This is a genomic window from Oceanibium sediminis, from assembly GCF_003265325.1.
Classification (GTDB): Bacteria; Pseudomonadota; Alphaproteobacteria; order Rhodobacterales; family Rhodobacteraceae; genus Halovulum; species Halovulum sediminis.
Window position 1 is genome coordinate 430,984 of record NZ_QGNX01000003.1, and the last position, 25,069, is coordinate 456,052.

At 65.5% G+C, this 25,069-nt stretch carries 26 protein-coding genes; 13 read left to right on the forward strand and 13 right to left on the reverse strand.

The window, feature by feature from the left end; genetic code table 11:
- Nucleotides 1–90 precede the first annotated feature (90 nt).
- Entirely contained in the window at nucleotides 91–540 is a 450-nt protein-coding gene (locus DJ029_RS10570) for a hypothetical protein (protein ID WP_112322390.1), read from the forward strand.
- Nucleotides 541–655: 115 nt separating this feature from the next.
- Here DJ029_RS10570 and pgeF read toward each other — a convergent pair whose 3' ends face one another.
- Genes pgeF through lgt form a run of 3 tightly spaced genes read right to left on the reverse strand, consistent with a single transcriptional unit; the run spans nucleotide 656 to nucleotide 3,361 of the window.
- Nucleotides 656–1,408, reverse strand: coding sequence for a peptidoglycan editing factor PgeF (gene pgeF, locus DJ029_RS10575; RefSeq protein ID WP_112322391.1), 753 nt, complete (start codon nucleotides 1,406–1,408; stop codon nucleotides 656–658).
- Complete coding sequence (locus tag DJ029_RS10580) at nucleotides 1,398–2,468, reverse strand: class I SAM-dependent methyltransferase (protein WP_112322392.1); 1,071 nt, start codon at nucleotides 2,466–2,468, stop codon at nucleotides 1,398–1,400. The genes pgeF and DJ029_RS10580 overlap by 11 nt, the downstream gene beginning before the upstream one ends.
- Nucleotides 2,465–3,361: a prolipoprotein diacylglyceryl transferase gene (gene lgt, locus DJ029_RS10585; RefSeq protein ID WP_112322393.1), complete on the reverse strand. Its 897-nt coding sequence runs from the start codon at nucleotides 3,359–3,361 to the stop codon at nucleotides 2,465–2,467. The genes DJ029_RS10580 and lgt overlap by 4 nt, the downstream gene beginning before the upstream one ends.
- Before the next feature lie 123 nt (nucleotides 3,362–3,484).
- On the opposite strand from lgt, the gene DJ029_RS10590 reads away from it, so the two are divergent.
- The 8 genes from DJ029_RS10590 (at nucleotide 3,485) to DJ029_RS10625 (ending at nucleotide 9,991) form a co-directional block, all read left to right on the forward strand.
- Nucleotides 3,485–3,739, forward strand: a complete 255-nt coding sequence (locus DJ029_RS10590) for an accessory factor UbiK family protein (RefSeq protein WP_112322394.1) — start codon at nucleotides 3,485–3,487, stop codon at nucleotides 3,737–3,739.
- A 123-nt stretch (nucleotides 3,740–3,862) separates the two neighbouring features.
- Complete coding sequence (locus DJ029_RS10595) at nucleotides 3,863–4,444, forward strand: PDC sensor domain-containing protein (RefSeq protein WP_112322395.1); 582 nt, start codon at nucleotides 3,863–3,865, stop codon at nucleotides 4,442–4,444.
- Nucleotides 4,445–4,491: 47 nt separating this feature from the next.
- Nucleotides 4,492–6,354 carry a methyl-accepting chemotaxis protein gene (locus tag DJ029_RS10600; protein ID WP_112322396.1) on the forward strand — a complete coding sequence of 621 codons (1,863 nt, stop codon included), beginning with the start codon at nucleotides 4,492–4,494 and terminating at the stop codon, nucleotides 6,352–6,354.
- 178 nt (nucleotides 6,355–6,532) lie between these two features.
- Entirely contained in the window at nucleotides 6,533–7,036 is a 504-nt protein-coding gene (locus DJ029_RS10605; RefSeq protein ID WP_112322397.1) for a type III secretion system chaperone family protein, read from the forward strand.
- 151 nt (nucleotides 7,037–7,187) lie between these two features.
- Nucleotides 7,188–8,015 (forward strand): pyrroline-5-carboxylate reductase, encoded by an 828-nt coding sequence (gene proC, locus DJ029_RS10610; RefSeq protein WP_112322398.1) that lies wholly within the window; start codon nucleotides 7,188–7,190, stop codon nucleotides 8,013–8,015.
- Between the two features lie 80 nt (nucleotides 8,016–8,095).
- Complete coding sequence (gene phaP, locus DJ029_RS10615) at nucleotides 8,096–8,551, forward strand: phasin family protein (protein ID WP_112322399.1); 456 nt, start codon at nucleotides 8,096–8,098, stop codon at nucleotides 8,549–8,551.
- Between the two features lie 139 nt (nucleotides 8,552–8,690).
- Nucleotides 8,691–9,029 carry a tRNA-binding protein gene (locus DJ029_RS10620; protein WP_112322400.1) on the forward strand — a complete coding sequence of 113 codons (339 nt, stop codon included), beginning with the start codon at nucleotides 8,691–8,693 and terminating at the stop codon, nucleotides 9,027–9,029.
- Nucleotides 9,029–9,991 carry a 2-hydroxyacid dehydrogenase gene (locus DJ029_RS10625; protein ID WP_112322401.1) on the forward strand — a complete coding sequence of 321 codons (963 nt, stop codon included), beginning with the start codon at nucleotides 9,029–9,031 and terminating at the stop codon, nucleotides 9,989–9,991. Before DJ029_RS10620 ends, DJ029_RS10625 begins: the two co-directional genes overlap by 1 nt.
- A gap of 60 nt (nucleotides 9,992–10,051) precedes the next feature.
- Here the strand turns inward: DJ029_RS10625 and DJ029_RS10630 are convergent, their stop codons facing one another.
- The 5 genes from DJ029_RS10630 to DJ029_RS10650 form a co-directional block, all read right to left on the reverse strand.
- Nucleotides 10,052–10,627: a thymidine kinase gene (locus DJ029_RS10630; protein ID WP_112322402.1), complete on the reverse strand. Its 576-nt coding sequence runs from the start codon at nucleotides 10,625–10,627 to the stop codon at nucleotides 10,052–10,054.
- Between the two features lie 184 nt (nucleotides 10,628–10,811).
- The gene (locus DJ029_RS10635) at nucleotides 10,812–11,057 is read right to left on the reverse strand and encodes a hypothetical protein (RefSeq protein WP_112322403.1); all 246 of its coding nucleotides are present in this window, start codon (nucleotides 11,055–11,057) and stop codon (nucleotides 10,812–10,814) included.
- A gap of 260 nt (nucleotides 11,058–11,317) precedes the next feature.
- On the reverse strand, nucleotides 11,318–11,773 hold the full coding sequence (locus tag DJ029_RS10640) for a hypothetical protein (protein ID WP_112322404.1): 456 nt from the start codon (nucleotides 11,771–11,773) through the stop codon (nucleotides 11,318–11,320).
- 654 nt (nucleotides 11,774–12,427) lie between these two features.
- On the reverse strand, nucleotides 12,428–15,718 hold the full coding sequence (gene carB, locus DJ029_RS10645) for a carbamoyl-phosphate synthase large subunit (RefSeq protein WP_112322405.1): 3,291 nt from the start codon (nucleotides 15,716–15,718) through the stop codon (nucleotides 12,428–12,430).
- 165 nt (nucleotides 15,719–15,883) lie between these two features.
- Entirely contained in the window at nucleotides 15,884–17,155 is a 1,272-nt protein-coding gene (locus tag DJ029_RS10650) for an SAM-dependent methyltransferase (protein ID WP_112322406.1), read from the reverse strand.
- A 141-nt stretch (nucleotides 17,156–17,296) separates the two neighbouring features.
- On the opposite strand from DJ029_RS10650, the gene aspS reads away from it, so the two are divergent.
- On the forward strand, nucleotides 17,297–19,075 hold the full coding sequence (gene aspS / locus DJ029_RS10655; protein WP_112322407.1) for an aspartate--tRNA ligase: 1,779 nt from the start codon (nucleotides 17,297–17,299) through the stop codon (nucleotides 19,073–19,075).
- Nucleotides 19,076–19,457: 382 nt separating this feature from the next.
- Here aspS and truB read toward each other — a convergent pair whose 3' ends face one another.
- Both truB and rbfA read right to left on the reverse strand, forming a co-directional pair.
- The gene (gene truB / locus DJ029_RS10660) at nucleotides 19,458–20,372 is read right to left on the reverse strand and encodes a tRNA pseudouridine(55) synthase TruB (RefSeq protein WP_112322408.1); all 915 of its coding nucleotides are present in this window, start codon (nucleotides 20,370–20,372) and stop codon (nucleotides 19,458–19,460) included.
- A 5-nt stretch (nucleotides 20,373–20,377) separates the two neighbouring features.
- Nucleotides 20,378–20,785 (reverse strand): 30S ribosome-binding factor RbfA, encoded by a 408-nt coding sequence (gene rbfA, locus DJ029_RS10665; protein WP_112322409.1) that lies wholly within the window; start codon nucleotides 20,783–20,785, stop codon nucleotides 20,378–20,380.
- A gap of 112 nt (nucleotides 20,786–20,897) precedes the next feature.
- Between rbfA and dapB the strand changes: the two genes are divergently transcribed.
- Entirely contained in the window at nucleotides 20,898–21,716 is an 819-nt protein-coding gene (dapB, locus tag DJ029_RS10670; RefSeq protein ID WP_112322410.1) for a 4-hydroxy-tetrahydrodipicolinate reductase, read from the forward strand.
- A 39-nt stretch (nucleotides 21,717–21,755) separates the two neighbouring features.
- Here dapB and DJ029_RS21740 read toward each other — a convergent pair whose 3' ends face one another.
- On the reverse strand, nucleotides 21,756–21,914 hold the full coding sequence (locus DJ029_RS21740) for a hypothetical protein (RefSeq protein WP_157966341.1): 159 nt from the start codon (nucleotides 21,912–21,914) through the stop codon (nucleotides 21,756–21,758).
- 239 nt (nucleotides 21,915–22,153) lie between these two features.
- On the opposite strand from DJ029_RS21740, the gene DJ029_RS10675 reads away from it, so the two are divergent.
- The gene (locus DJ029_RS10675; protein ID WP_112322411.1) at nucleotides 22,154–22,975 is read left to right on the forward strand and encodes an SDR family oxidoreductase; all 822 of its coding nucleotides are present in this window, start codon (nucleotides 22,154–22,156) and stop codon (nucleotides 22,973–22,975) included.
- Nucleotides 22,976–22,993: 18 nt separating this feature from the next.
- On the opposite strand, the gene DJ029_RS10680 is transcribed toward DJ029_RS10675, so the two are convergent.
- Nucleotides 22,994–23,605 carry a flavin reductase family protein gene (locus tag DJ029_RS10680; protein ID WP_112322412.1) on the reverse strand — a complete coding sequence of 204 codons (612 nt, stop codon included), beginning with the start codon at nucleotides 23,603–23,605 and terminating at the stop codon, nucleotides 22,994–22,996.
- 255 nt (nucleotides 23,606–23,860) lie between these two features.
- On the opposite strand from DJ029_RS10680, the gene DJ029_RS10685 reads away from it, so the two are divergent.
- Nucleotides 23,861–24,358 (forward strand): GNAT family N-acetyltransferase, encoded by a 498-nt coding sequence (locus DJ029_RS10685; RefSeq protein ID WP_112322413.1) that lies wholly within the window; start codon nucleotides 23,861–23,863, stop codon nucleotides 24,356–24,358.
- 64 nt (nucleotides 24,359–24,422) lie between these two features.
- On the opposite strand, the gene DJ029_RS10690 is transcribed toward DJ029_RS10685, so the two are convergent.
- Nucleotides 24,423–25,016, reverse strand: coding sequence for a cytochrome b (locus DJ029_RS10690; protein ID WP_112322414.1), 594 nt, complete (start codon nucleotides 25,014–25,016; stop codon nucleotides 24,423–24,425).
- Between the last annotated feature and the right edge of the window lie 53 nt (nucleotides 25,017–25,069).

Sequence of the window (25,069 nt, forward strand, 5' to 3'; positions counted from 1 at the left end):
CCGCTCCCTTGTTGGGTCAGTGTCCAGCCGGTGCGGACGGGTCAGAGCCCGGGCCCGGCTTGAACGAAAGTGCCTTAAGGAGGTTCCGAAATGAAACCGATCAAAGCAAAATTTCTCGCATCCGCCATCGCCATTGCCGCCATGGCGCCGATGGCGTCCGCACAGACTCAGATCGCGGATGGCCTGATTAACGACATGGCGACCGTGGGGGTCGAAGTCTCGTCCTACGAGTACTTGACCACCGAGGATACGGCCCAGATCAAGGCGATCCTGGAAAGCGACAAGTCGAGCAACCGCAAGGCGTTCGAGATCGAGCAGATCGTCGATACCTCCATGACCTCGCAAGGCGTGGACTTCGAGATCATGACGCCCGAAAGCAGCCTGCGCGACATTGTCGAAGGCGACCTCATCGCCATGGGCGTGGAGGTGGATGTGGACACGCTTCCCTTCACCCAAGTGGCAGAGATCAAGGGCATCCTTGAAAGCGAGATGTCCAGCGATGACCAGAAAGAACGGATCATGGCGATCATCGAGGGGTAAGCTGCCCCCGCGGATGAGTTGAAACTGCCTACTCGGCGCCCTGCGGGGCGCCGTTTTTTTTGCGTGACCTTCCTGGCGTTACCTTGGGGCAGGGCCTGTCACGCCGCCCCGATCCTCACAGCCTGATGACGGAGATCAGCCGCCCGTAGTCGGCCTCGCCCGCGTGGGTGGTGCGGCGGTAGGAAAAGAACCGCTCCGGGTCGGAATAGGTGCAGCGCCCGATCCATTCCGCGCCGCCCACATCCGCCGCGCGCAGCCGGTGCAGCACGAAGCCGGGCAGGTCGAAGTGATAGCGGTCGTCGCGCCCGCTGGAGAAGAACCGGGACAGGTCCGGATCCTCGTCGAGGAAGCGTTCCAGGAATTCCGGCCCCACCTCGTAGGCGCGCTGGCTAATTGTCGGTCCGATCACCGCCCTTATGCTGCCCCTCTGCGCGCCGAGGGCGCACATGGCGTCCACCGTCGCTTCCAGGATGCCGCTGAAGGCGCCTTTCCAGCCCGCGTGGCAAGCGCCGATCACCCCGGACTGTTCCTCGGCGAAAAGGACGGGGGCGCAGTCCGCCGTCAGAACCCCGAGCCCGACGCCCGGTGTCGCGCTGACCATGCCGTCGGCCTTGGGCCGTTCGCCGAAGGGCGTCGCGTCCACCGTGACGACATCCGCCGAATGCACCTGGTTCAGCGAGCGCAGGTCACCAACCCCCATGTGCGCCGCCACCATGTCCCGGCTTGCGGCGACAGCCCCGGGATCGTCCGACGATCCGGGGCCGCAGTTCAGCCCGGCGAAGATGCCGCTGGACGCGCCGCCCTTGCGGGTGAAGAACCCGTGGCGGCCCGCGGGCAGGGTGGGGGTGGTCAGTACCTCAAGCGTCATGGTCGAATCCCGGTGGTGGTGGGGCGTCCTGCGGCACAAGCGCCAGTGCCTTGAACAAGCTTCCCATTTGATCCGGCCCCGTCAAGCGTTCCAGCGCATCTGCGATCCGCTCGGCCCCTTCGGGGGATGCGGCGCGGGCCAGCGCCTCGGCCCGTGCGCCGATGCCCAGGCGGTGCAGGAACGCGCCCTGCTCGGCAAAGGCGGGGCGCAGGGGGGCGGCGGCCTCGGCCAGCCAGCGAAAGCCGACATGGGTGGTCAGGTCCTGCGCGCCGGGGTTTTGCAGCACATCCGCGTAGCCGTGCCCGGCGACGGCCTGCAAGGTGTCGCCCACCCCGTCCCAGGCACCGTAATCGAAGATCAGCGCCCGCGTGTCGCGCCGGCCCAGTTCGGTCGCGATTTCCTCTGCGCGCGGGTGCACCTCGACGATCGTGCCATCGCCTGCCAGCGGAAAGCGTTGGTCCAGCCCTGCGTGGGGGCGGGCCGTTCCGGTGGTGAACGACAGCTGTGCGCCCTCAAGCCCCACGAGCCGCTCGGCCCAGCCCTCGCCCTGGCGCTGGAACTGGCGCGGCGGCAGCGCGTCGAAGAACTCGTTGGCCAGCACGATCAGCGGCAGGTCGCGGGGCAGATCCTCCACCCGGTCGAGGTGTTCTGCGCCGGGAACGGCTTGCGCCTGCGCGGCGCGCAGGGTCGGGCTGATTTCCACCAGCAGCACGCGCGCGGCGTCGGCCAGCCCCGGCACGATCCGGGCGGCGCGCAGCGCATCGGCCATCAGCGTGCCTCGGCCGGGGCCAAGCTCGACCAGGGCGAAGGGGTCGGGGCGGCCCGCGTCCAGCCAGACCTGCGCGACCCAGAGGCCTATCATCTCTCCGAACATCTGGCTGATTTCGGGGGCGGTGATGAAATCCCCCTCCCGCCCCAGCGGGGTGCGAGTGGTGTAATATCCCGCCTCCGGATCGCTGAGGCAGGCTTGCACGTAGGTGGCGACGGGCAGCGGCCCCTCCGACGCGATCCGCGCGCGAAGCCGCTGGAGCAGCACGTCCGGGGTGCCCGTTTCGCTCATGCGCGGCGCCGCACGAGCAGCAGCACCAGCACCCCGAGCGCGACCATCGGCAGCGACAGCACCTGGCCCATGGTCAGCCCGAATGCCTCTGCGTCCTGGCCCAGCCGCCAGACGTGCCCCCAGGGGTTGTCGGGCGTGATGAACTGCGCGTCCGCCTGGCGGAACCCCTCGACGATGACCCGGCTCAGCCCGTAGCCAAGCAGGAACACGCCGATCGCCTTGCCCGGTGTGCGCAGCCAGCCCCGCCGCCATACGCCCCAGAACAGCACCGCCCCGAGAAGCAGCCCCTCGAGCCCCGCCTCGTAAAGCTGACTTGGGTGGCGGGCGCAGAGCGCGCCGAACTCGGCGGCGCAGTCCTGGGCGGCGGGGCCGGGAAAGATCACGCCCCAGGGCAGGGTCGTAGGCCGGCCCCAGAGCTCCGCGTTCACGAAATTCGCGAGCCGCCCGAAAAAGATGCCGATGGGCGCGACCGTCGCCACCGCGTCGCCCACCTTCAGCATCGGCGCCTTGTTGGCCAGGCTGAAGCCGACGACCCCCAGCACCACGCCGAGGAACCCGCCGTGGAAGGACATGCCCCCCTGCCAAACGGCGGCAATCTCGCCCAGGTTCTCGCGGTAGTAATCCCACTGGTAGAACAGCACGTAGCCGAGCCGCCCGCCCAGGATCACGCCCAGCACCATCCATGTCAGCAGGTCCTCGGCCTTCTTCGGCGCCATCGGCGCGCCACCCCGCCAGAGCGCCGGGCGCTTCATCATCCGCGCGACCAGCCACCAGCCAAGGGCGATGCCGCAGATATACGCCAGGGCATACCAGCGCAGCGCCAGTTCGGTTCCGAAGACCGTGATACTGAAGATTTCCGGTTGCAGACCGGGGAACTGAATGGCCGCCAGCATGAGAATTCCTTGCTTTGCGTGAAGCCCCCGTGAAACCGTGCCGCAGGCGTGAAGTCAAGCAACGCCTTGTTGTTCCGGCGCGTCATTGCCATATTCGGGGGAACGCTGATGAAAGGCCGCCCCATGCAGACCCGTGACAAGATCTTCGACGATATCTCCCAGCTGATGACGAATGCGATGGGCGTGGCCCAGGGCGCGCGGGACGAGGCGGAAACGGCGCTGAAATCCCTGCTGGACCGCTGGCTCGCGGATCGCAACCTGGTCACGCGTGAGGAATTCGACGCGGTTCTGGCAATGGCGCAGAAGGCGCGCGAAGAAAACGCCGCCTTGTCCGCCAGAATAGACGCGCTGGAATCCGCCAGAAGCGCGGATAAGTAAAACCTTAGATATACGGCATGTTGACTGTAACCGCTTCTTAAGGGGGCGGGCCGTACTTCCTCGTTCGTTATGCAGGTCACCCGGTCCGGGCTGGCCAAGGTAACGCCCGTATAGGAGGTATTCATGTCTTTCCGTATCACTGGTCTTGTGGCCGGCCTTGTCCTTGCTGCGCAGGGTGTCTCGGCCGGGGCCAACGAATTCGAACCCCAGCTTCGCGCCCTTGCGGCGGGCGACCTGGCCCGGATCGCCGCGGCCCCGGTCATCCTTGATGCGCTGCGCGCGCAGAACGCCGCCCACGCCGGGCTGAGCCAGGCCGATGTCGAAGCGCTCGACGCCAAGTGGCGGGCGGAGGTCGGGGCCGGGAACTCCCCCCTCATCGATGGTGTCATCGATCATGCCGCGTCTGCCTGGCTGCGCGACATGAAGGAAGAAATGGGTGGCCTGATCACCGAAGTCTTCGTCGTGGACGCCAAGGGGCTGAACGTTGCGCAAAGCGATGTCACCTCCGACTACTGGCAGGGTGACGAGGACAAGTGGAAGCTGACCTACGCCAAGTCCGCCGATACCGTCCAGATGGGCGAGGTGGAGCTTGATGAAAGCACCCAGGCCTACCAGAGCCAGGTATCCTTCCCGATCAACGACCCGGATACCGGCGATCCGCTGGGTACCGTCACTGTCGGGGTCAACCTCGAACAGCTTCAGTAACCTGTAACAGATTAAAACGTAACACATTTTAGCGTGGAGGCGACGCCATGAAGCTCGCGAACACACTGTTGAGACTTGGCCTGGGGCGGATGTTGTCGCTGATGGTCGGCGTCGCCTTTTTGATAACGGTCGGTGCCATGACGGTGATCAAGGTGCTCGACACCTGGTCCTATCGTCTGGCGGAATTTGAACAGAATGCAGCGCTGGATTCGGAATTCCTCGCGGACGGGCTTGGCGGCGCGACGCGGTTCCGCAAGCTGGAGGATCTGGACGCGGCGGTCACCGGCTTCCTGGCGGATGCCGGTGAGGATATCGTTTCCGTCGCGGTGCTCGACCTGGATCTCGCAACGGTATACCTGAACGGCCCCGCGCCCGAGCCGACCGGCGTGCGGCTGGCCGGACAGGTCGTGACGGGCGCTTCCGCCCAAATGGTGGGCGAAACGGTGGCCGTCCCGATCTACTTCGGCAAGGGCGAAGAGCCGGTGGGCGCCCTGCTCGTTGTCTGGAGCAAGGACCGGATCATCGCGAACCTTCAGGCGTCGATCCTGTCGTCCGCGCTTGTCGGGCTGCTTCTGATGGGGCTCGCGGTGACGGCGGTCTTCCTTCTGATGCGTCAACTTGTGTCGCGACCGATGGGCCAGTTGGCGGTGGCGATTGAAAAGGTCGCCAAGGGCGATCTGACTGCGGCGATCCCGCTGACCCATCGCCCTGACGAGGTGGGCCAGACCGCCGCCCGTGTCGAGGATCTGCGTCAGCAGCTATCGAACGCGGAAGCGGATCGTGCTGCAAGGGCCGAGGACAAGGCAGAGCAGGAACGCGCCCACGCGGCCACGCTTAAGGGTCTCGAGGAAAGCTTCGGCGCCGTCGTCGAGTCTGCGCGCCGCGGTCAGTTCGACACCAGAATCGACCAGCAGTTCGATGACGAGGTGCTGCGGCGCATGGCCGATGGCATGAATGCCTTCAGTGAAACGATCGACGACTTCCTGGGCGAGGTCGATCGCGCCGTGCAGGCCCTGGCCAGCGGTGACCTGACACAGCGCATGCCAAGCCGTTTCCAGGGACGTTTCGGCGCCATGGCCGAGCGTCTGAACAGTTCGCTCGAGACGTTGAACGACCTCGTCCAGGAACTGGGCGTTGCCGAGGGGAATATCGTCGGGACCGTGGATCGCCTGCAGAACGACAGCCGCGCCCTGTCCGAGCGCAGCGGCCAGCAGGCGGCGGCGCTCGAGGAAACCTCGGCCACGATGGAGGAGTTGACGACCACCACCAAGTCCAACTCCGAGCGGGTCAAATCCTCGGCGGTCAGCGCGCAGGAAACCCGACGCGTCGCGACCAGCGGCCAGGAAGTCGTCGGCCGCGCGATCAACGCAATGAGCGAGATCGAACAGGGGTCTGCGCGGATCAGCGAGATCATCACGGTGATCGACGGCATCGCGTTCCAGACCAACCTGCTGGCGCTGAACGCGGCCGTCGAAGCGGCCCGGGCCGGCGAGGCGGGCAAGGGTTTCGCCGTGGTCGCGGCGGAGGTGCGCACCCTCGCCCAACGCTCGGCGGAGGCGGCGCGCGACATCACCCGGCTGATCGAGACAAGCACCAGCCAGGTGGCCTCCGGTTCCGCGCTGGTCAATGAAAGCGGCGAGGCGCTGGGCCAGATCATGGTCTCCATCGCCGGAGTGTCTGACGCGTTGACAGAAATCGCGCAGGCCACGACCGAACAGTCGGGCGCACTTTCTGAAGTGGCGGGCACGATCAGCCAGCTCGATGACATGACCCAGCACAGCGCCAACATCGCTTCTCGTGGGGCGACCGAGGCGGCGAGCCTGTCCCAGCAGTCCAAGACATTGGCGCAGCTGCTGAGTTTCTTCCGCAACGGGCAACGCAGCGCTGCCGCGTCGATCGCCGCGGAATGAAGCGGCGGGGCCTTCGGGCCCCGCCGTCATACGGAGTTCCTCAAATTTGTCTTTACAGGGGCGATTTTTCTGCCACCATATCTCGTAGACCGGCACAACGAACTGTCGATCTGTTGATATCCCCACAGCCCCTTGCGGGGTTTTGCTCCGCCAGCGGCCAGACCTAGAGGGACCGGGCATGAGCACTGTCGAGCAAGACTTCCTTTCAGAAGACCTTCACCCCATAGATATCGTCGAGACGCTGGCCGAATCGCACGACTGGGATTTCGACCGGGTGGGGGACGACCAGATCGCGATGGCCATCGAAGGGTCTTGGCGGACCTATTCGCTGACGCTCGCCTGGTCAGGCCACGATGAAACCCTACGCATGATCTGCGCTTTCGACCTGGACCCCGAGACCGAGCGTCTGCCCGCCCTTTACGAGGCGATGGGACGGGCCAATGACAAGTGCTGGGCTGGGGCCTTCACGCTTTGGCTGGAGCAGAAGCTGATGGTGTTCCGCTACGGGCTGATCCTGTCGGGCGGCGCCAGCGCCAGCGCCGAGCAGATTATCGAGATGGTGCGCAACGCCGTCACCACTTCCGAGCGATTCTTCCCCGCCTTCCAGCTCGTTCTTTGGAGCGGCGAGACGCCCGAAAAGGCGATGCAGGTCGCCATGACGGAAGCTTACGGACGCGCCTGACACGCCCGAGCGGCGTATCGCGCAACGCGAATCCCGGGTCACCTGCCGACCAGGGCCACGAAAGCCGGAGGGTCTGTTTCAGACTCTCCGGCTTTTACGTTATGTGGGGCCATCTGCCCCTCGGGGTGTTGCGAATGAAAGGGACGGACGGATGAGCGGTTTTGACAGGCTGGAGGCGGATGGCATTTTGTTGCTGGGTTGCGGCAAGATGGGCTCCGCAATGATGGAGGGGTGGCTGGCGGCCGGCCTGAGCCCCGCTTCGATCCATGTGATCGATCCGAATCCCTCGGCCCGGTTGCGGGCGTTGGAGAAAGAGGGTCTGCATCTGAACGCGCCGATCCCCGAGTCGCCCGCGCTCTGCCTCGTGGCGGTCAAGCCGCAGATGATGGGCGAGGCGCTGCCAGCCATCGCTGCGCTGGGCGGTGGCGGCACGCTGGTCGTCTCCATCGCCGCGGGCACGACACTGGCGCAATTCGAACGCACCTTCGGCCCGGACACGCCGATCATCCGCACCATGCCCAACACGCCCGCCGCGATCGGCGAGGGGATCACGGCGATGGTGGGGAATGCGCGGACCGATGCCGCCGACCTGGACCTTGCCGAAACGGTGCTCAGCGCGATCGGGCAGACCGTGCGCCTGGCGAGCGAGGATCAGATCGACGCTGTGACCGGTGTCTCCGGTTCCGGTCCTGCCTATGTATTCCACATGATCGAGTGCCTTGCCGCCGCCGGAGTGGCCGAGGGCCTGCCCGCGGACATGGCGATGCAACTCGCCAAGGCGACGGTGCGCGGCGCGGGCCTGCTTGCCTCGGCGGCGGAGGGGGACCCGGCGCAATTGCGCGCCAATGTCACCAGCCCGAACGGCACGACACAGGCCGGGCTTGCGGTTCTGATGGATGAGAATCACGGCCTGCCGCCGCTGATCCGCGCAACGGTGGCCGCCGCCGCCGCGCGCAGCAGGGAGTTGTCCGAGGATTGATATGCTGCACTGCACAAAATACGTTGACAAATGCTGCGCTGCAACATAAATAGAGGTCACACCCCAAGAGGAGACATGACATGGCTGAGAAAAACGCTTTCGCCTTCGACCCCGAGAAGATGATGGATTTCTTCCGTCAGAACGATTTCACCAAGGCTTTCGCCGACGCGAAGATCCCCGGTTTCGACACCGCGGACCTGTTCGCCGCGCAGCAAAAGAACATGAACGCGCTGGTCGAGGCCAACAAGGCCGCCGCCTCCGGCTACCAGGAGCTGTTCCAGAAGCAGATGGCGATCTTCGAGGAAACCCTCGCAGAAGCGCAGAAGCAGATTAAAAGTACGGAAATGAAGCTGGACGGCAAAGCCGCCACCGCCCAGGCGGAACTGGCCAAGGCTGCCTTCGAGAAGGCCATCGCCAACATGAAGGACCTGGCCGAAACCGCCCAGAAGGCCAACACCGAGGCGTATGAGATCGTGTCCGCCCGCGTGAAAGCCTCTGTCGAGGAATTGAAGGACATTGCCGCCAAGGCGAAGTAAGCCCGCCCAAGCCGCAATCCCGTGATACGCCGCGCCAGCCCCCTGGCGCGGCGTTTTCGTGCCTGCCCCTTGCCGTGACCTCGACAGCGTGGCACGTCTCGTCCCCGATAAACACAAGGACAGGCGCGAGGGGTGCAGAATGGCGGAGATCGATTTCGAGGACTTCATGGCGGTAGATATCCGTGCCGGAAGGGTGACCCGCGCCGAACCCTTTCCCGAGGCGCGCAAGCCCGCCTACAAGCTGTGGATCGATTTCGGCCCGGAAATCGGGGAGAAGAAAAGTTCCGCCCAGATCACCGTGCACTACACCCCGGAAACGCTGCTGGGGCGCATGGTCATGGCCGTCGTCAACTTCCCGCCGCGCCAGATCGGCCCGGTCCGCTCGGAAGTGCTGGTGCTCGGCGTGGCGGACAGTGACGGTGCGATCGTGCTGATCACCCCGGACCAGGACGTCGCCCCCGGACAAAGGATGCACTGATGCCAAAGCCCAAGGTTGTCGTCACCCGCAAGCTGCCCGCCGCTGTCGAGGCGCGGCTTGCCGCGGAGTTCGACACGACGCTCAATCACGACGATACGCCCATGACGCCGCAGGCGTTGATTACCGCGATGCAATCCGCGGATGCGCTGCTCAGCACGGTGACGGATGCGATCACCGCCGATGTGCTGGGCGCAGCCGACCGGCGCGCCGGGATCGTGTCGAATTTCGCCGTGGGCGTGAACAACATCGACCTGGAGGCGGCGAAGGCCAATGGCGTCGTCGTCACCAATACGCCGGGCGTGCTGACCGACGCCACGGCGGATGTCGCGCTGACGCTGATGCTGAACGTCACCCGCCGCACCTGGGAAAGCGAGCGGATGCTGCGTGAGGGCCGTTGGCCCGGCTTCCAGCCCACGCTGCTGCTGGGCAGCGGCCTTCAGGGCAAGACGCTGGGCATCATCGGCATGGGCCGGATCGGCAAGGCGGTGGCCCGCAGGGCCCGTGACGGGTTCGGAATGAAGGTGATCTATTACAACCGCTCACCCGTCGCCGACACCGAGGGCCCGGCCGAGGCGCGCGACAGCATGCGCGCGGTGATGGCGGAGGCGGACGTCATCTCGCTCCACCTGCCGGGGGGCGGGGCGAACCGGGGCGTGATCTCGGCCGAGTTGATCGGGGCGATGAAGCCGGATGCCTACTTGGTCAACACCGCGCGGGGCGACGTGGTGGACGAGGCGGCGCTGATCGAAGTGTTGCAGGAACGCCGGATCGCCGGAGCGGGCCTGGACGTCTTTGCAGAGGAGCCGAAGGTGCCCGAGGCGCTGATCGCACTGGATAACGTGTGCCTGCTGCCCCACATCGGATCGGCCACGATCGAGACGCGCACCGCCATGGGCATGCTGGCGGTGGACAACCTGACGGCGCATTTCGCGGGCAGTGATTACCCGGCACGCGTGGTGTGAGGGGGCGCTCCCGCCCGTTGGTTGGGCCCGGCCCGCGGTAAACCGCGGGTCCGGGGCGCACTAGCTCACCGCCGCACGCCAGTGGCGGCGGCACAGCGAGACATAGGTTTCGTTGCCGCCCACCTGGATCTGCGGCCCGTCCTTCAGGGCGTTACCCTGATCGTCCTGGCGCACCACCATGGTCGCCTTGCGCCCGCAATGGCAGATGGTGCGGATTTCCCGCATGTCGTCGGCCAGCGCCAGCAGCGTGGCGGAGCCGGGAAACAGCTTGCCCCGGAAATCCACCCTGAGCCCATAGGTCATCACCGGCACGTTCAGGTCATCCGCCGCGCGCGCCAGTTGCCAGACCTGCCCCTCGGTCAGCCATTGCGCCTCGTCCAGCAGGACGCAGGCGATGGGGCCTTTGGCGAGGCGGCGCTCGATCATGGCGAACAGGTCACTGTCCTGGTCGAAGGTGTCCGCCGCCGCCGAGATGCCGATGCGCGACGCGATCCGTCCAGCACCCGAGCGGTGGTCGAAATTGGCGGTGAGGAGGTAGGTCTCCATCCCCCGTTCGTTGTAGTTGTAGCTGGCCTGCAAGAGGATCGCGCTCTTGCCGGCGTTCATCGTCGAGTAGTTGAAGTACAGCTTGGCCATGGGGCCGGTCTGTCAGACGAGGGGAACGATCGGAACGTCGCACGCGGCAAGGGCCAGAAGTGCGGTGAGGATAAGGGCGGTGCGCATGATCGAAAGCTCCTGTGCTTGGATCGCTCACCTCTATCCGCTGCGCCCCGGCTGGGCAAGGCGGGGCGCAGGAAATGCGTGGTCGGTGGCGCGGGGCTTATTCCAGGCCCAGAAGCATCTTGGCTTCGGCCAGCAGGTCGACCGATTGCTGGTGGTTGCCGGCGGTATGCTGGGCCTCGCCCTCGGCGCGCAATTCCTGTACGCGGGCCAAGTCCTCTGCCGAGAGGGACGCGGTGGTGAGGGCGGCGTCGATCTCGGCCATGTCGGCAGGGCATTGGAACGCGAGCGCGGGGGTGGTGGCCAAGGCGAGCAGCGTCGCGGTGGCGAGAAGTGTCCGTTTCATGGTGATCCTCCCTTTCTGGTTGGGCGGCGCCATGGGTGGGCTCCAAAGGCCGCGAGCGAACTCTAGCATGTCAGCGCCGGGCTTGCGGATCACGAGGGCGTGTGGTGCGTGGGTGGTGAGCGTGAGTGCGCGGCCAAAGGGTCCCGGACCAAGGCGCTTCAGCGCCGCCGGGCCAGTGTCAGCCCGTAGGGGCGTGATGGCGTTCTGGCTGCGGCTGGGCGGGGTCTGGGTGTATGACCCTTGCTTCTGTGGGAGTGTATCTAGCGGCCTCTAAAATGCCCGGCATCGTTTTTAATCGCGGCAACAATCGCAGATACGCCAATCGCAAAAAGTGTGAGAGATATTCGCCAATCGAAATAGGGCTCTATTTCGGTGCAGAGGAAGTTTCCAATGCTGCATTCCTCACTGTCGGGTGAGAATGGGGATATGCGCCCCAGAACGATTGCGAAATAGAAGAGCCATATTGAAGAAACTACCAGGATTTCGGTTTTCAGACCCTTGGTTGAGAATGATCTTACCGACAGGTGGAAGTTCAGGAGCGCCAATCCGGCCGCTGGTCCTATAATTATCAGGAAATCTCTTAACTTCGTTCGTTCTGCGAGGCTTTCCATCTCGTGACTCTCAAGGGTGACTAGGGCCCCCATCGAAAACACAAAGGCAAACAGGACAAGGGTAAAAAGCCGCAAGAGGAAACGTCGGTTGCTACCTTCACTCATCCTCAGCATTCCTTGCCTGAGCCCGGTTATGCGATCTTCTTATGTACTCCTTTGCGATAAGAGTGAGTAAGAAAAGAACGACAACCCACCACAGGCTGCCCACAGTCTTTCGCGTTTCCTCCCCAAAGGCTGCCAGATCGAATTTCGAAACAAGGATCCAGCCACCTATAACAACCCATGGGTATGGCTTTGTCATCACTTGCACTGTCGCTTGGGATAATAACGTGGCTATTGGCAGTAAAGGAATTGGCATGTCAAATACCTTAGGGTGTTTTATAAATTTAAGCCCAAGCACAGCATATATGAATTGGATTTGTCAATTTTTGATGTCGCCTGAAGCGGGCATCACAATATCCCGATGTTCAGGTTACGGTTTCGAGGTGCCGATAAGGCGGGAAAGGTGCACAGTGAACGCGCCCCCTACGGCCCGCACCCGACCCGGAATCCAGAGCAAAGCGCGCCGGGCCAGCGCCAGCCCGTTCGGGCGGGATGGCGCTTTGACTGCCGGGAGGGGCGGTGCCGGTTAAGATTTGGGCGGGGGTGAAGCGCGCAGCGTCGGGGGCAGCTGCGCCATCCCGCGGGCTGGCGCTGGCCCTGATGTTAGAAGGTGCGCAATGAATGCGCACCCTACGGGGTGGTTTCCGAAGGTCGGGGTCAGCCCTGAAGCTTCGCCACCCCAAGGCCGCCTTCGACCCTTGCCTTCATGGCGCGCGCGGCGGCGCGGCTTCCGGCGGCGGTCGTGTAGTAGGGAATCTTGTCGTAAAGCGCGATCGAGCGGATGGAGCGCGAGTCCTTGATCGCCTCGGCCCCTTCGGTGGTGTTGAAGATCAACTGCACGCCGTCGTCCTTCATCCGGTCGGTGATGTCGGGGCGCCCTTCATAGACCTTGTTGATCACCTCGGACGCCTGGCCGATGGAATTCAGCCATTTGGCGGTGCCGCGGGTTGCCAGCAGGTGAAAGCCGAGTGCGGCAACTGTTTCCACCGCCTCGGCCATGATCTCGCCCTTGTCTGCATCCTTGATCGACACGAAGACCGTGCCGGTCTGGGGCAGGTCGGTGCCCGCACCCATCTGCGCCTTCAGGAACGCGCGGGGGAAGGACCGGTCCCAGCCCATGACCTCGCCCGTGGAGCGCATCTCGGGGCCGAGGAGTGTGTCCACGCCGGGGAAGCGCGCGAAGGGCATTACCGCTTCCTTGACCGAGAACCAGGGCATGTCCGGGTCCGCCAGCGTCATCGGGTCGGCGTAGGGAAGGGGATCTTCCGGGCCGACGCCCTCGGGGTAGGGGGCGCGCATCGGGAAATTCGATAGCGGCTCGCCCGCCATGACGCGCGCGGCGATGGCGGCGACGGCGGAATCCGTCGCCTTGGCCACGAAGGGCACGGTACGCGAGGCGCGCGGGTTTACCTCGATCACGTAGATGTCGCCGTCCTTGATCGCGAACTGCACGTTCATCAGACCGACGACGCCGAGGGCGAGGGCCATCTTCTCGGTCTGCTCCTTCAGCGCGGTAACGATTTCGGGCGGCAGCGAGTAGGGCGGCAACGAGCAGGCGCTGTCACCGGAGTGCACGCCCGCTTCCTCGATATGTTCCATGACGCCGGCGATATGCACCTGCTTGCCGTCGGAGATGGCGTCAACGTCGACCTCCACCGCGCCGGATAGGTAGCTGTCCAGCAGCACGGGGCTGTCGCCGGACACCACCACCGCGTCGCGGATGTAGCGTTCCAGGTGATCGGTATCGCGCACGATTTCCATCGCGCGCCCGCCCAGCACATAAGAGGGGCGGATCACCAGCGGGTAGCCGATCAGCTCGGCCTTTTCGCGGGCCTCGGCATCGGTGCGGGCCAGCGCGTTGTTAGGCTGCTTCAGGTCGAGCTTCTGGAGAAGCTGCTGGAAACGCTCACGGTCCTCGGCAAGGTCGATGGCGTCGGGCGTGGTGCCGAGGATCGGGATCCCTTCGGCTTCCAGCGCGCGGGCCAGTTTCAGCGGTGTCTGGCCGCCGTACTGCACGATGACGCCCTTGAGCGTGCCGTTTTCCTGCTCTTTCAGCAGGATTTCCAGCGTGTGCTCGATGGTCAGCGGCTCGAAATACAGCCGGTCCGAGGTGTCGTAGTCCGTGGACACGGTTTCCGGGTTGCAGTTGACCATGATGGTTTCGAACCCTGCGTCGGTCAGCGCGTAGCAGGCGTGACAGCAGCAGTAGTCGAACTCGATCCCCTGGCCGATACGGTTCGGGCCGCCGCCGAGGATGACGACCTTCTGCGCGTCCGTCGGGCGGGCCTCGCATTCCACGGTGCCGCCAGCGTCGGCTTCGTAGGTGGAATACATGTAGGGGGTCTGCGCCTCGAACTCGGCGGCGCAGGTGTCGATGCGCTTGAACACCGCTGAAACGCCAAGGTTGCGGCGCGCACGGCGGATCTGGTCCTCGTCCCGGCCGGTGAGGGTGGCGAGGCGGGCGTCGGTGAAGCCCATGGACTTGACTCGGCGCAGGGCGCGCTCGGTCACGGGCAGGCCGTTCTTGCGGATCACCGCCTCGGCGTCGATGATTTCGCGGATCCGGGCCAGGAACCACGGGTCGAACTTGGTGACGCCGTGGATGGTTTCGTCCGACAGCCCTTCGCGCATGGCCTGGGCGATGACGCGAATCCGGTCGGGCGTCTGGCGGGACAGGGCGGCGATGATGGCGGCCTCGCCCTCGCCGGGAATATCGATCTCGTCAAAGCCGGTCAGGCCGGTTTCCATCGAGGCGAGCGCCTTTTGCAGCGATTCGTGGATCGAGCGGCCGATGGCCATCGCCTCGCCCACGGATTTCATCGCGGTGGTCAGCAGCGGCTCGGCGCCGGGGAACTTCTCGAACGCGAAGCGCGGGATCTTGGTGACGACGTAGTCGATCGTCGGCTCGAAGCTGGCTGGGGTGACGCCGGTGATGTCGTTGTCCAGCTCGTCCAGCGTGTAGCCCACGGCCAGTTTCGCCGCGACCTTGGCAATCGGAAAGCCCGTCGCCTTGGAGGCGAGCGCCGAAGAGCGGGACACGCGGGGGTTCATCTCGATCACGACCATGCGACCGTCTTCGGGGTTCACCGCCCACTGCACGTTGGAGCCGCCGGTTTCCACGCCGATTTCGCGCAGCACGTTGATCGAGTGCGTGCGCATCAGCTGGTATTCCTTGTCGGTCAGCGTCAGCGCGGGCGCGACGGTGATCGAGTCGCCGGTGTGCACGCCCATCGGGTCCACGTTTTCGATGGAGCACACGATAATGGCGTTGTCGGCGGTGTCGCGCACCACCTCCATCTCGTATTCCTTCCAGCCGAGCAGGGACTCGTCGATCAGGATTTGGCTGACGGGCGAGGCGTCGAGGCCGGATTTGCAGATCCGCTCGTAATCCTCGCGGTTGTAGGCCACGCCGCCCCCGGTGCCGCCAAGCGTGTAGGCGGGGCGGATGATGGCGGGCAGGCCCACGTAATCGATGGCGTCCATGCATTCCTGCATGGTGTTGGCGATGGTCGCCTTGGGGTTCTCGATGCCGAGCCGATCCATCGCCTCGCGGAACAGCTTGCGGTCCTCGGCCATTTCGATTGCGGCGCGTTTGGCGCCGATCAGCTCCACGCCGAATTTTTCCAGCACGCCCATGTCGTCCAGCGCGAGTGAAGTGTTTAGGCCGGTTTGCCCGCCCATGGTGGGCAGCAGCGCGTCGGGGCGCTCCTTCTCGATGATCTTGGCGACGATTTCCGGCGTGATCGGCTCGATATAGGTAGCGTCCGCCAGCGACGGATCCGTCATGATCGTCGCCGGGTTGGAATTGACCAGGATCACCCGGTAGCCTTCCTCGCGCAGGGCCTTGCAGGCCTGTGCGCCGGAATAGTCGAATTCGCACGCCTGCCCGATGATGATGGGGCCTGCGCCGATGATCATGATAGAGTTGATATCGGTTCTTTTTGGCATCTCTTACCCCGGGCCTGACAACGCGCAAATTGGGCGTGGTTTACGGGCTGCGGGGGGGCTGCGCAAGGGGGCGTCGGGCCAAGGCCTGCCGCGGGCCTGAACCATGCGGCAGAGGCCACCGTGAAAGCGGTGTGCACCGGGCATGGGCGCGCCCGGCGCGGCGGCCTATCTGCGCGCCGCCTCGGCCCGGCGCAGGCGGTCGAGTTCCGGCTCAAGCCAGCCGCGGCGGATCGGGATCCGGTCCTGGTGGCGGGCCAGCAGCAGGTGGCCGACGTGGATCCGGTCATGACGAAAGCTGGCCTCGGACGCGGCGAGGTAGATTTCCCACATTCGCACGAAGGCCTCGTCGTACAACTCCAGCACCGCCTCGCGGTTTGCCAGGAAGCGTTCGCGCCAGATGCGGCAGGTCTGCGCGTAGTGCAGGGGCAGGATTTCCACGTCCTTCACCAGCAGCCCCGCGCGTTCGATGGCGGGCAGCACCTCGGACAGGGCGGGGATGTAGCCGCCGGGAAAGATGTACTTCTCGCCAAAGGGTTGGGAGTAGGTGGCGGGCTTGGTGCGGAACATGGAGTGGATCAGCGCGGTGCCCTGCTTGTCCAGCAGTTCGGCCACCTTGCCGAAATAGGCGTCCATCTGGGGCAGGCCGATATGTTCCAGCACCCCGATGGAAGTGACGTGATCGTAGGTGCCGGTCGCCTTGCGATAGTCCTGCAGGCGGATCTCGCACCGCTCCTGAAGGCCCTTGTCGGCGACGCGGGCCTGCCCGACGCGCACCTGTTCTTCGGAGATGGAGATGCCGGTGGTCTTCAGCCCCGCCACTTCCGTCAGGTAGAGCGCCATGGAGCCCCAGCCGCAGCCAAGGTCGAACGCGGTGCCGCCCGGTTTGCTCAGCAGCTTGCCCGCAATCAGCCGTTGCTTGGCGGTCTGCGCATCCTCCAGCGACTGGTCATCATGCTCGAAATAGGCGCAGGAATAGTTCATGTCCGTATCGAGGAAGAGCCGGAACAGGCGCTCGTCCAGGTCGTAGTGATGCGCGATATTGCGCCGCGCGGCGCTGATTCCGGCCCGCTTGCGCACCGACCCGGTAATCGAGCGGCGCAGATGCGTCAGGATCGTGCGCGCGGGCAGGGCGCGCATCGCCCCGTTGCGCTTCATCAGGGAAATGAAGTCGTAGATCGTCCCTTCCTCGACGACGAGGCGGCCCTGCATGTACATCTCGCCAATGGCGAGGCCCGGATCGGCGAGGATGGCTTTCAGCGCCGCGTCATCCGCGATGCGGATCGCCACCGGCCCAAGGTGCGGCGCGGCAAGCGCGCTGTCCGCGTCATGGGGCATCGGGGCGCCGCCATAGGTTTCGGTCCGCTCCGATGGATAGGTGACGCCAAGTTGCCCCTTTGTAATGGAGCGCGAGAATACTTTATGAAGACTGTCTTGCATTTACCTACATTTCTTTAATGTCACTTTCAGACCAGAACCCCTGCCTGCAAGCAAGCGCTGTGTGGCCCTTGGGTTGACAAAGCGGGTGCAAGATTGTGTATCGCCATAGCTTTCCCGCCGACCGATCCGGAGTAACCCGTAATGCACATCTACCGCAGCCAGACCTGTGCCGACCTGACGAAGGCCAATGTCGGCCAGAACGTCCGCCTTTCGGGCTGGGTGCACCGGGTCCGCGACCACGGCGGCATCCTGTTCATCGACCTGCGCGACCATTACGGCGTGACCCAGGTGCTGGCCGATCCCGACAGCCCCGTGTTCGAGCAGGTCGAGAAGGTGCGCTCCGAATGGGTGATCCGCATCGACGGAGAGGTGAAGGCCCGCGACGAGGGCCTTGTGAACTCCAACATCCCCACCGGCGCGGTGGAGGTGTTCATCCGCGACATCGAAGTCCTTGGCGCGGCCGAAGAACTGCCCCTTCCGGTGTTCGGCGACCTCGACTACCCCGAGGAAACGCGTCTGAAGTACCGCTACCTGGACCTGCGCCGCGAGAAGCTGCACAACAACATCATGCTGCGTTCCAAGGTGGTGCAGGACCTGCGCCAGCGCATGTGGGACAAGGATTTCACCGAGTTCCAGACGCCGATCATCACCGCCTCCAGCCCGGAAGGGGCGCGGGACTTCCTGGTGCCCAGCCGCCTGCATCCGGGCAAGTTCTATGCTCTGCCCCAGGCCCCGCAGCAGTTCAAGCAGATGATCATGGTCGCGGGCTTCGACAAGTATTTCCAGATCGCCCCCTGTTTCCGGGACGAGGATCCGCGCGCCGACCGTTCGCCCACGGATTTCTACCAGCTTGACGTGGAGATGAGCTTCGTCGAGCAGGAAGACGTCTTCGCCACGATCGAGCCGGTGATCCTGGGCTGCTTCGAGCGGTTCGCCGGGGAGCGCAAGGTCATCAAGGACATCCCCCGCATTCCCTATGCCGAGGCGCTGCTGAAGTACGGCTCGGACAAGCCAGACCTGCGCAACCCGATCGAGATGCAGGTGGTGTCCGAGCATTTCGCCGGCTCCGGATTTGCGATCTTCGCCAAGCTGCTGGAGCAGGAAGGCACGGAAATCCGCGCCATCCCCGCGCCCAAGGGCGGCAGCCGCAAGTTCTGCGACCGGATGAACAAGTTTGCCCAAGGCGAGGGCCTGCCGGGCATGGGCTACATCTTCTGGCGCGACCAGGGCGAGGGCATGGAAGCCGCCGGCCCGCTGGCCAAGAACATCGGCCCCGAGCGGACCGAGGCGATCCGCCAGCAGCTCGGCCTTGGTGTCGGCGATGCCGCCTTTTTCCTGGGCGGCAAGCCCGAGGCGTTCGAAGGCGTCGCGGGGCGTGCGCGCAACGTGATCGGCAACGAGCTGGGCCTCAGCGAAACCGACACCTTCCGCTTTGCCTGGATCGTGGATTTCCCGATGTACGAGCAGGACGACGACGGGCGGCTCGACTTCTCGCACAACCCGTTCTCCATGCCGCAAGGCGGGCTGGAGGCGCTCGAGTCCCACGACCCGCTGCACGTGCTCGGCTACCAATACGACCTGGCCTGCAACGGCTACGAGCTGGTTTCCGGCGCGATCCGGAACCACAAGCCCGAGATCATGTTCAAGGCCTTCGAGCTGGCCGGCTACCCCCCCGAAGAGGTGGAGAAGCGATTCGGCGGCATGCTCAACGCTTTCCGCTACGGAGCCCCGCCCCATGGCGGCTGCGCGGCGGGGATCGACCGCATGGTGATGCTGCTGGCGGACGAGGCGAACATCCGCGAGGTCATCATGTTCCCGATGAACCAGCGCGCCGAGGATCTGATGCTTGGCGGCCCCTCCGAGCCGACCAACGAACAGCTGAGAGAACTCGGCCTGCGGGTGATCCCCCAGGACAAGTAAGTCCTTCGGGGTTAACCGGATTTTCGACGGTCCGGTTAACCAAACCTGCATTACGTTGCGAAAATCACATCAATTTTTCTTCAATTTCGCGAAGATTCTGGTATAGATATTCGCAGACGGCGCGGTTGCCGTCTTTGTAACGAGTTATGCAGTTGGGGTTTGTTATGATGGCAGACATGTCTGGTCTGATGGACGCAATTCGCGTCGCGGTAATAGGTACGATGGTGCTGGTGCTCGCGGGCGCCACATGGGGCACCCCCCCGCTGGCCGGTTTCTAGATCCGGTTCACAGTTTGCAAGACGCGATATGGGCGGGCCAGAACGGCGCGCCCTTTTCGTTTTTAGAGTTCTGTCTCAAGGCGTTAGCCGCCGGTCGCGCGCGCCTACCCCTGCTCGGGCAGCACGAACACCCGCGCCGGGTGGAAATGCCCGAACTTGTAGGTGCCAAGTGCGCGCCCCGCGCCCGAGACGCTGGCCCAGGCCGGATCGCCGTTTTCGGCGGTGGTGTGGGTTACGGTGACGGGGTTGCCGTTGGACAGGGCCCCCGCGTCCCCCGGGGCGACACGGCATTCGGCGACCTGCGCCAGCCCCGCTTCCAGCGGCTGCAAGGCCGCCTCCAGCGTTTCGGCGGCGATGTCGTCATGCCACTGCACGGTCTTGGCGTCGTCCAGCGCGAAGGGGCCGGACCAGATCCGGCGCAGGCTAGCGACATGGCCCTTGCAGCCCAGAACCTCGCCCAGGTCGCGGGCGATGGCGCGCACGTAGCCGCCCTTGCCGCAGACCATGTGCAGCTGGGCGTGGTCTGCGTCCGGGGTGGCGTCCAGCGTCAACTCATCAACGTAAAGCGGGCGGGCCTGAAGTTCCGGCGTCTCGCCCCCGCGGGCCAGGTCATAGGCGCGCTGCCCGTCCACCTTGACGGCGGAAAAGGCGGGCGGTGTCTGGGTGATGTCGCCGCGAAAGCCGGGCAGGGCGGCGTTGATCTGCTCTTCCGTCGGACGGTCGGGGCTGGTGGCGATCACCTCGCCCTCGGCGTCGTCGGTCGTTGTGGCGGCACCCCAGCGCACGGTGAAGTCATAGGCCTTCAGCGCGTCGGTGATGTAGGGCAGGGCCTTCGTCGCCTCGCCGAAGGCGATGACCAGCAGCCCCGTGGCCGCTGGGTCCAGCGTGCCCGCATGCCCCGCCTTCTGCGCCTGCAACAGCCAGCGCGCCTTGTTCACCACCGCGGAGGAGGTGACGCCCGCGGGCTTGTCAACGATCAGCCAGCCGGTCAGCGCCCGGCCCTTCTTTCGCCGTGCCATGCGTGTCAGTCCTCGTCCGGGGCGGCCAGGTCGCGCTGCACCTTGGGATCGGACAGTAGCGCGCGCGTTTCGTCCATCCGGTCGAAGGTGTGGTCCACCTTGAACGTCAACTCGGGCGAGTATTTCAGCGCCACGGCCTTGTTCACCGCGCGGCGCAGTTCATGCTTGTTGCGGGTCAGCGCCTCGATCACGAGGTCGGCTTCTCCGCCGCCGAGGGGCAGGACATAGACGGTCGCCTGCTTGAGGTCCGGCGTGATGCGCGCCTCGCTCACGGTGATCGAGGTCTTGTCGAGGTCGGGATCGAACAGATCCCCGCGCGCCAGCGTGTCCGAAAGGGCGCGGCGGATCAACTCGCCCACGCGCAATTGCCGCTGGCTGGGCCCCGATGGGCCGGAAGTGCTTTGTCTTGCCATGGGTCACCCTTGGTTTGAGCGCCTCATCTAAGCCTTTCGGCAGGCTTTGCCAAGCGCCGCGCGGGACGCTATGACGCTTCAGGCGAGATGCGAATTCAGAAGGGCGGATCCAATGGGCGATGCGATGAGAGTGGGGGTGCTGGGCGCGGCCGGGCGCATGGGCCAGATGCTGATCGAGGCGGTCGGCGCAGCCGAGGGCGCGCGCCTGACCGGCGTGACCGAGCGTCAGGGCCACGACTGGATCGGGCGCGACCTTGGCGAAGTGTCCGGCGGCCCGGCGCGGGGCGTGACCGTCACCGATGACCCGCTCGAGGTGTTTGCCGGGGCCGATGCGGTGATCGACTTCACCACGCCGGCCAATACGGTCGCGATGTCCACGCTGGCCGCGCAGGCGCGCGCGGTGCATGTGATCGGCACCACCGGCTTGTCCGACGACGATATCGCCGCGCTGGAACCCGCGCAGCGCCACGCGGTGCAGATCCGCGCGGGCAACATGAGCCTTGGCGTGAACCTTCTGACCCGCCTGACGCGCCAGGTCGCCGCCGCCCTGGGCGAGGATTTCGATATCGAGGTGGTGGAGATGCACCACCGCCACAAGGTCGATGCGCCCTCGGGCACCGCTCTGATGCTGGGCGAGGCCGCCGCCGAAGGGCGTGGCGTCACCCTGGCCGACGTGGCCGAGCGGGGCCGTGACGGGCTCACCGGGGCTCGCGCGCCCGGCGCCATCGGGTTCGCCGCCCTGCGCGGCGGCGATGTCGCGGGCGAACACGACGTCATCTTCGCCGCCCCCGGAGAGCGCATCGTCCTGCGCCATATCGCGACGGACCGCATGATCTTTGCCCGTGGCGCGGTGCGCGCCGCGCTCTGGGGGCGGGACAAGGGGCCCGGCGCCTATGACATGATCGATGTGCTGGGGCTTCCCCGGGACTGACCGTCACACGGATCCCGGCTCGCGCCTGCCGGATGGTGGTCAGCGAGAGCGCAGGATGTTGCGCAGGCTCGCCAGGCCCATGCTCAGCATCGCGCCGCCCGCGCCGCCGATCGCAAAGATTGTGAGGAAGGTGGAGACATCGGGCACGATCACGTCCAGCCCGGTCGCGATGGTCCAGGACATTGTCCCGCCGATCATACCGGTCGCCACCGTAATTCCGCTCGAGAAGCTGCGTTCCGGCCAAAGTCCGCCAGCGACAGACGCACCAATAGCCCCAGAGAGGATACATACAAACAGGATCATTACGCACACACACACTAGCGCCCCGGTGAGTGTTATTTCCCTCAGAATTGAGGCGAGTTTATGTCAAGCATAAGGTTAACGTCGCGTCCCCTTTTCTCTGGCCGGGGGCGTTTTACAGGGGGCGAGGTGCTGAAATGTCTGAATTGACGTCACTATTTTCTCTCGTGGGTCGGCGCGCGCTGGTGACCGGCGGTGCGACCGGGGTCGGATACATGATCGCCAGGGGTCTCGCCATGGCCGGGGCCGAGGTGATGATCGCCAGCCGCAAGGCCGAGTCCTGCCGCGCGGCGGCGGCGCGGATCGCCGGGGACGGCCTGGCTGGCAGCGTTTCCGGGTTCGGCGGCGATGTCGCCACGGAACAGGGAATCGCCGACCTGGTCGAGGAGGTCGGCGCGCGCACCGACAGGCTCGACATCCTGGTGAACAACGCCGGTGTTTCCTGGGGCGCGCCGATCGAAACCTTCCCGCATGAGCAATGGGCCCGGGTGATGGGGGTGAACGTGGCCGGCATGTTCACCCTGACGCGCAGCCTCCTGCCCCTGCTCAGGGCCGCCGCCAGCGCTGAGAACCCGGCGCGGATCCTCAACATCGGGTCCGTCATGGGCAGCGTTCCGGTGACCGAAGGCGCCTATTCCTACACGATGAGCAAAGCCGCCGTGCATCACATGACCAAGGTCTTCGCCGCCGAATTCGCGCCCGACCACATCACCGCCAACGCCCTTGCGCCGGGCCCGTTCCCCTCGAAGATGACTGCCTTCGCCACCGGCACCCCCGAGGGTGCCGAGAGGGTCGGGCGCAACGTGCCGCTCGGCCGTATCGGCCGGGAATCGGACCTCGCGGGCGCGGCGATCTTCCTGTGCTCGGCGGCGGGGGCCTATGTCTCCGGCGCGATCCTGCCGCTGGACGGGGGGATGAGTGTGGCGACGCCGGTGGACCTGTTCGCCAACACCCTGTGAGCGGGCGTCCCCCGGTCCTCAGTCCTGGCCGGGGCGGGTCAGCGAGAACACCTCCCGCACGGCGGCATAGTCGCGGTAGCCGAGCCGGGCCAGCGGGGCGTAGCGGGTCACGTCGAAAATCCCCTCGTTCAGCATCGCCGGATCGATGTAGATGCCGATGACCTCGCCGATCACCATGACGTTGTTCTGCCCCGGCAGGTCGATGATCTTCCACAGCTTGCACTCCAGCGCGCCGGGCACCCCGGCGACGCGGGGCGGCGCGACCAGCGCCGAGGGCTCGGGCGTCAGCCCAGCGATCGCGAACTCGTCCTCGCCCGCGGGGTAGTTGCCCGAGGTGGCGTTCATCGCGTCCTTCATGGCAAAGCCGACGACATTGGCCACGAACTCGCCCGTCGCGCGGATATTGGCGACGCTGTCCTTGGCGTAGGGCTGATCCGGCTTGCCCCCGTTGTTGGAGAACATGACAAGCGGCGGCGCATCCGACAGCGCGTTGAAGAAACTGTAGGGCGCAAGGTTCACCCGTCCCTCGGCGTCCTGGCTGGAAATCCAGCCGATCGGGCGCGGGGTGACCATCGCCTTGAACGGGTTGTGCGGCAGGCCGTGGTCATCGATGCCGGGACGGTAGAACATGGGCGTCTCCTCGAAATGCGGGCTCGGACCGCTTTACCTTGATTTCAGCCGGATCGAAATCCGATAGTCCCGGGCGGGCAGGGGACGCGCCCGGTTTCGTTGGACGCCCCGCACGTTGCGTGATACCGCAAACCCCGGTGAGACATGCGGAAAGGGGCACTTGCACCATGGGGCGAACGCGCAAGACAGGCCAGCGACGAGGGTAGATACCCTTTCCGTCCGCTTGCCCCCTCCCCAGCCTGAGTCCCGCGTCCCATGTACCGCATCACCGAAGAAACCCCGGCCGACATGTATGAGGTCGAAAACCTCTACGACCTGACCTTCGCGCCCGGGCGCACGGCGCTCAGCTCCTACCGGCTGCGCGATGGCGTGCCGCCGCTCGTCAGCCTCAGCTGCGTGGCGCGCGATTCCCATGGCGTGCTGGCGGGGGCCCTGCGCTTCTGGCCGGTGCGCGTGGGGGACACCAACGCCCCGGCGCTGCTGCTCGGCCCCATCGCCGTGCACCCCACGCGGCAGGGCGAAGGGCTCGGCGCGCTCCTGATGGCCGAGGGGCTGGCGCGGGGCGCCGCGGCGGGCTGGGAACGGGTCCTGCTGGTGGGCGACGCGCCCTACTACAGCCGCTTCGGATTCGAGAAGGTGCCGGTCACCTTCCCGCCCCCCACCAACCCCGACCGGGTGCTGGGCCGCGCGCTCGTTCCCGGTGGGCTGCACGGCATAACGGGCGAGGTGCACCGCTGGAGCCCCTCCGACTGACCCGCGCCCCCCTTCCAAAGTCTTCAAATATCCCCGCCGGAGGCTCCCGCGCCGGGGCCGGGTGCTAACGCTGGCCACGACCGCTCACCATCCGGCTCAGCACCGTATCGCCATCCACGAAATGGTGCTTCAGCGCCGCGCCGAGGTGCACCAGCAGGATCAGCTCCAGTGCCAGCGCCAGCGCACCGTGCAACTGGTAGAGCGCATCGCTCAGCGCCTTGGAGCCGACGGGAAACGGGTCCGGCATCTCGAACAGGCCGAAGACCATGTTGGGGATGCGCATCGGGTACGCCCCCTCGTCATTCAATGGCGAGGAGGAGGCCATGAGCCAGCCGCTCAACGGCAGGGCCAGCATCAGCAGGTAGAGCGCCAGGTGTGACGCGTGGGAGGCCGCCTTCTGCCAGCGCGGCATCGCGGGTGGAAGGGCGGGCGTGTCGCGGTTGGCCAGCCGCCAGCCGATACGGATCAACGCCAGGATAAAGACCGTGAAGCCTACGCTTTTATGGGTCTGCACCAGTTCCAGCCGGGCGATCAGGTCCTTCTCGAAGTTGGCCATGTAGGTGCCCACGCCCAGCATTGCCAGGATCATCAGCGCCATGACCCAGTGCAGAACGCGGGCGGGCCAGCCCCAGGCGGTGGTGGTGTTCTTCAGGCTCATCTGCGGCCTCCTTCAGGGGCGGGCCCCCGCGCGCGAAACAGGCGGCGGGGGCG

What these genes read in the sequence shown, in the direction of transcription:
- DJ029_RS10590 (WP_112322394.1), top strand. Translation starts at nt 3,485, where the DNA reads ATGCAGACCCGTGACAAGATCTTCGACGATATCTCCCAGCTGATGACG.
- DJ029_RS10680 (WP_112322412.1), bottom strand. Translation starts at nt 23,605, where the DNA reads ATGTTCTACCGTCCCGGCATCGATGACCACGGCCTGCCGCACAACCCG.
- DJ029_RS10625 (WP_112322401.1), top strand. Translation starts at nt 9,029, where the DNA reads ATGCCAAAGCCCAAGGTTGTCGTCACCCGCAAGCTGCCCGCCGCTGTC.
- carB (WP_112322405.1), bottom strand. Translation starts at nt 15,718, where the DNA reads ATGCCAAAAAGAACCGATATCAACTCTATCATGATCATCGGCGCAGGC.
- DJ029_RS10620 (WP_112322400.1), top strand. Translation starts at nt 8,691, where the DNA reads ATGGCGGAGATCGATTTCGAGGACTTCATGGCGGTAGATATCCGTGCC.
- rbfA (WP_112322409.1), bottom strand. Translation starts at nt 20,785, where the DNA reads ATGGCAAGACAAAGCACTTCCGGCCCATCGGGGCCCAGCCAGCGGCAA.
- phaP (WP_112322399.1), top strand. Translation starts at nt 8,096, where the DNA reads ATGGCTGAGAAAAACGCTTTCGCCTTCGACCCCGAGAAGATGATGGAT.
- lgt (WP_112322393.1), bottom strand. Translation starts at nt 3,361, where the DNA reads ATGCTGGCGGCCATTCAGTTCCCCGGTCTGCAACCGGAAATCTTCAGT.
- DJ029_RS10650 (WP_112322406.1), bottom strand. Translation starts at nt 17,155, where the DNA reads ATGCAAGACAGTCTTCATAAAGTATTCTCGCGCTCCATTACAAAGGGG.
- aspS (WP_112322407.1), top strand. Translation starts at nt 17,297, where the DNA reads ATGCACATCTACCGCAGCCAGACCTGTGCCGACCTGACGAAGGCCAAT.
- DJ029_RS10690 (WP_112322414.1), bottom strand. Translation starts at nt 25,016, where the DNA reads ATGAGCCTGAAGAACACCACCACCGCCTGGGGCTGGCCCGCCCGCGTT.
- pgeF (WP_112322391.1), bottom strand. Translation starts at nt 1,408, where the DNA reads ATGACGCTTGAGGTACTGACCACCCCCACCCTGCCCGCGGGCCGCCAC.
- DJ029_RS10630 (WP_112322402.1), bottom strand. Translation starts at nt 10,627, where the DNA reads ATGGCCAAGCTGTACTTCAACTACTCGACGATGAACGCCGGCAAGAGC.
- DJ029_RS10600 (WP_112322396.1), top strand. Translation starts at nt 4,492, where the DNA reads ATGAAGCTCGCGAACACACTGTTGAGACTTGGCCTGGGGCGGATGTTG.
- DJ029_RS10570 (WP_112322390.1), top strand. Translation starts at nt 91, where the DNA reads ATGAAACCGATCAAAGCAAAATTTCTCGCATCCGCCATCGCCATTGCC.
- DJ029_RS10580 (WP_112322392.1), bottom strand. Translation starts at nt 2,468, where the DNA reads ATGAGCGAAACGGGCACCCCGGACGTGCTGCTCCAGCGGCTTCGCGCG.
- DJ029_RS10635 (WP_112322403.1), bottom strand. Translation starts at nt 11,057, where the DNA reads ATGAAACGGACACTTCTCGCCACCGCGACGCTGCTCGCCTTGGCCACC.
- DJ029_RS10595 (WP_112322395.1), top strand. Translation starts at nt 3,863, where the DNA reads ATGTCTTTCCGTATCACTGGTCTTGTGGCCGGCCTTGTCCTTGCTGCG.
- DJ029_RS21740 (WP_157966341.1), bottom strand. Translation starts at nt 21,914, where the DNA reads ATGATCGGCGGGACAATGTCCTGGACCATCGCGACCGGGCTGGACGTG.
- DJ029_RS10675 (WP_112322411.1), top strand. Translation starts at nt 22,154, where the DNA reads ATGTCTGAATTGACGTCACTATTTTCTCTCGTGGGTCGGCGCGCGCTG.
- proC (WP_112322398.1), top strand. Translation starts at nt 7,188, where the DNA reads ATGAGCGGTTTTGACAGGCTGGAGGCGGATGGCATTTTGTTGCTGGGT.
- DJ029_RS10605 (WP_112322397.1), top strand. Translation starts at nt 6,533, where the DNA reads ATGAGCACTGTCGAGCAAGACTTCCTTTCAGAAGACCTTCACCCCATA.
- dapB (WP_112322410.1), top strand. Translation starts at nt 20,898, where the DNA reads ATGGGCGATGCGATGAGAGTGGGGGTGCTGGGCGCGGCCGGGCGCATG.
- DJ029_RS10685 (WP_112322413.1), top strand. Translation starts at nt 23,861, where the DNA reads ATGTACCGCATCACCGAAGAAACCCCGGCCGACATGTATGAGGTCGAA.
- DJ029_RS10640 (WP_112322404.1), bottom strand. Translation starts at nt 11,773, where the DNA reads ATGAGTGAAGGTAGCAACCGACGTTTCCTCTTGCGGCTTTTTACCCTT.
- truB (WP_112322408.1), bottom strand. Translation starts at nt 20,372, where the DNA reads ATGGCACGGCGAAAGAAGGGCCGGGCGCTGACCGGCTGGCTGATCGTT.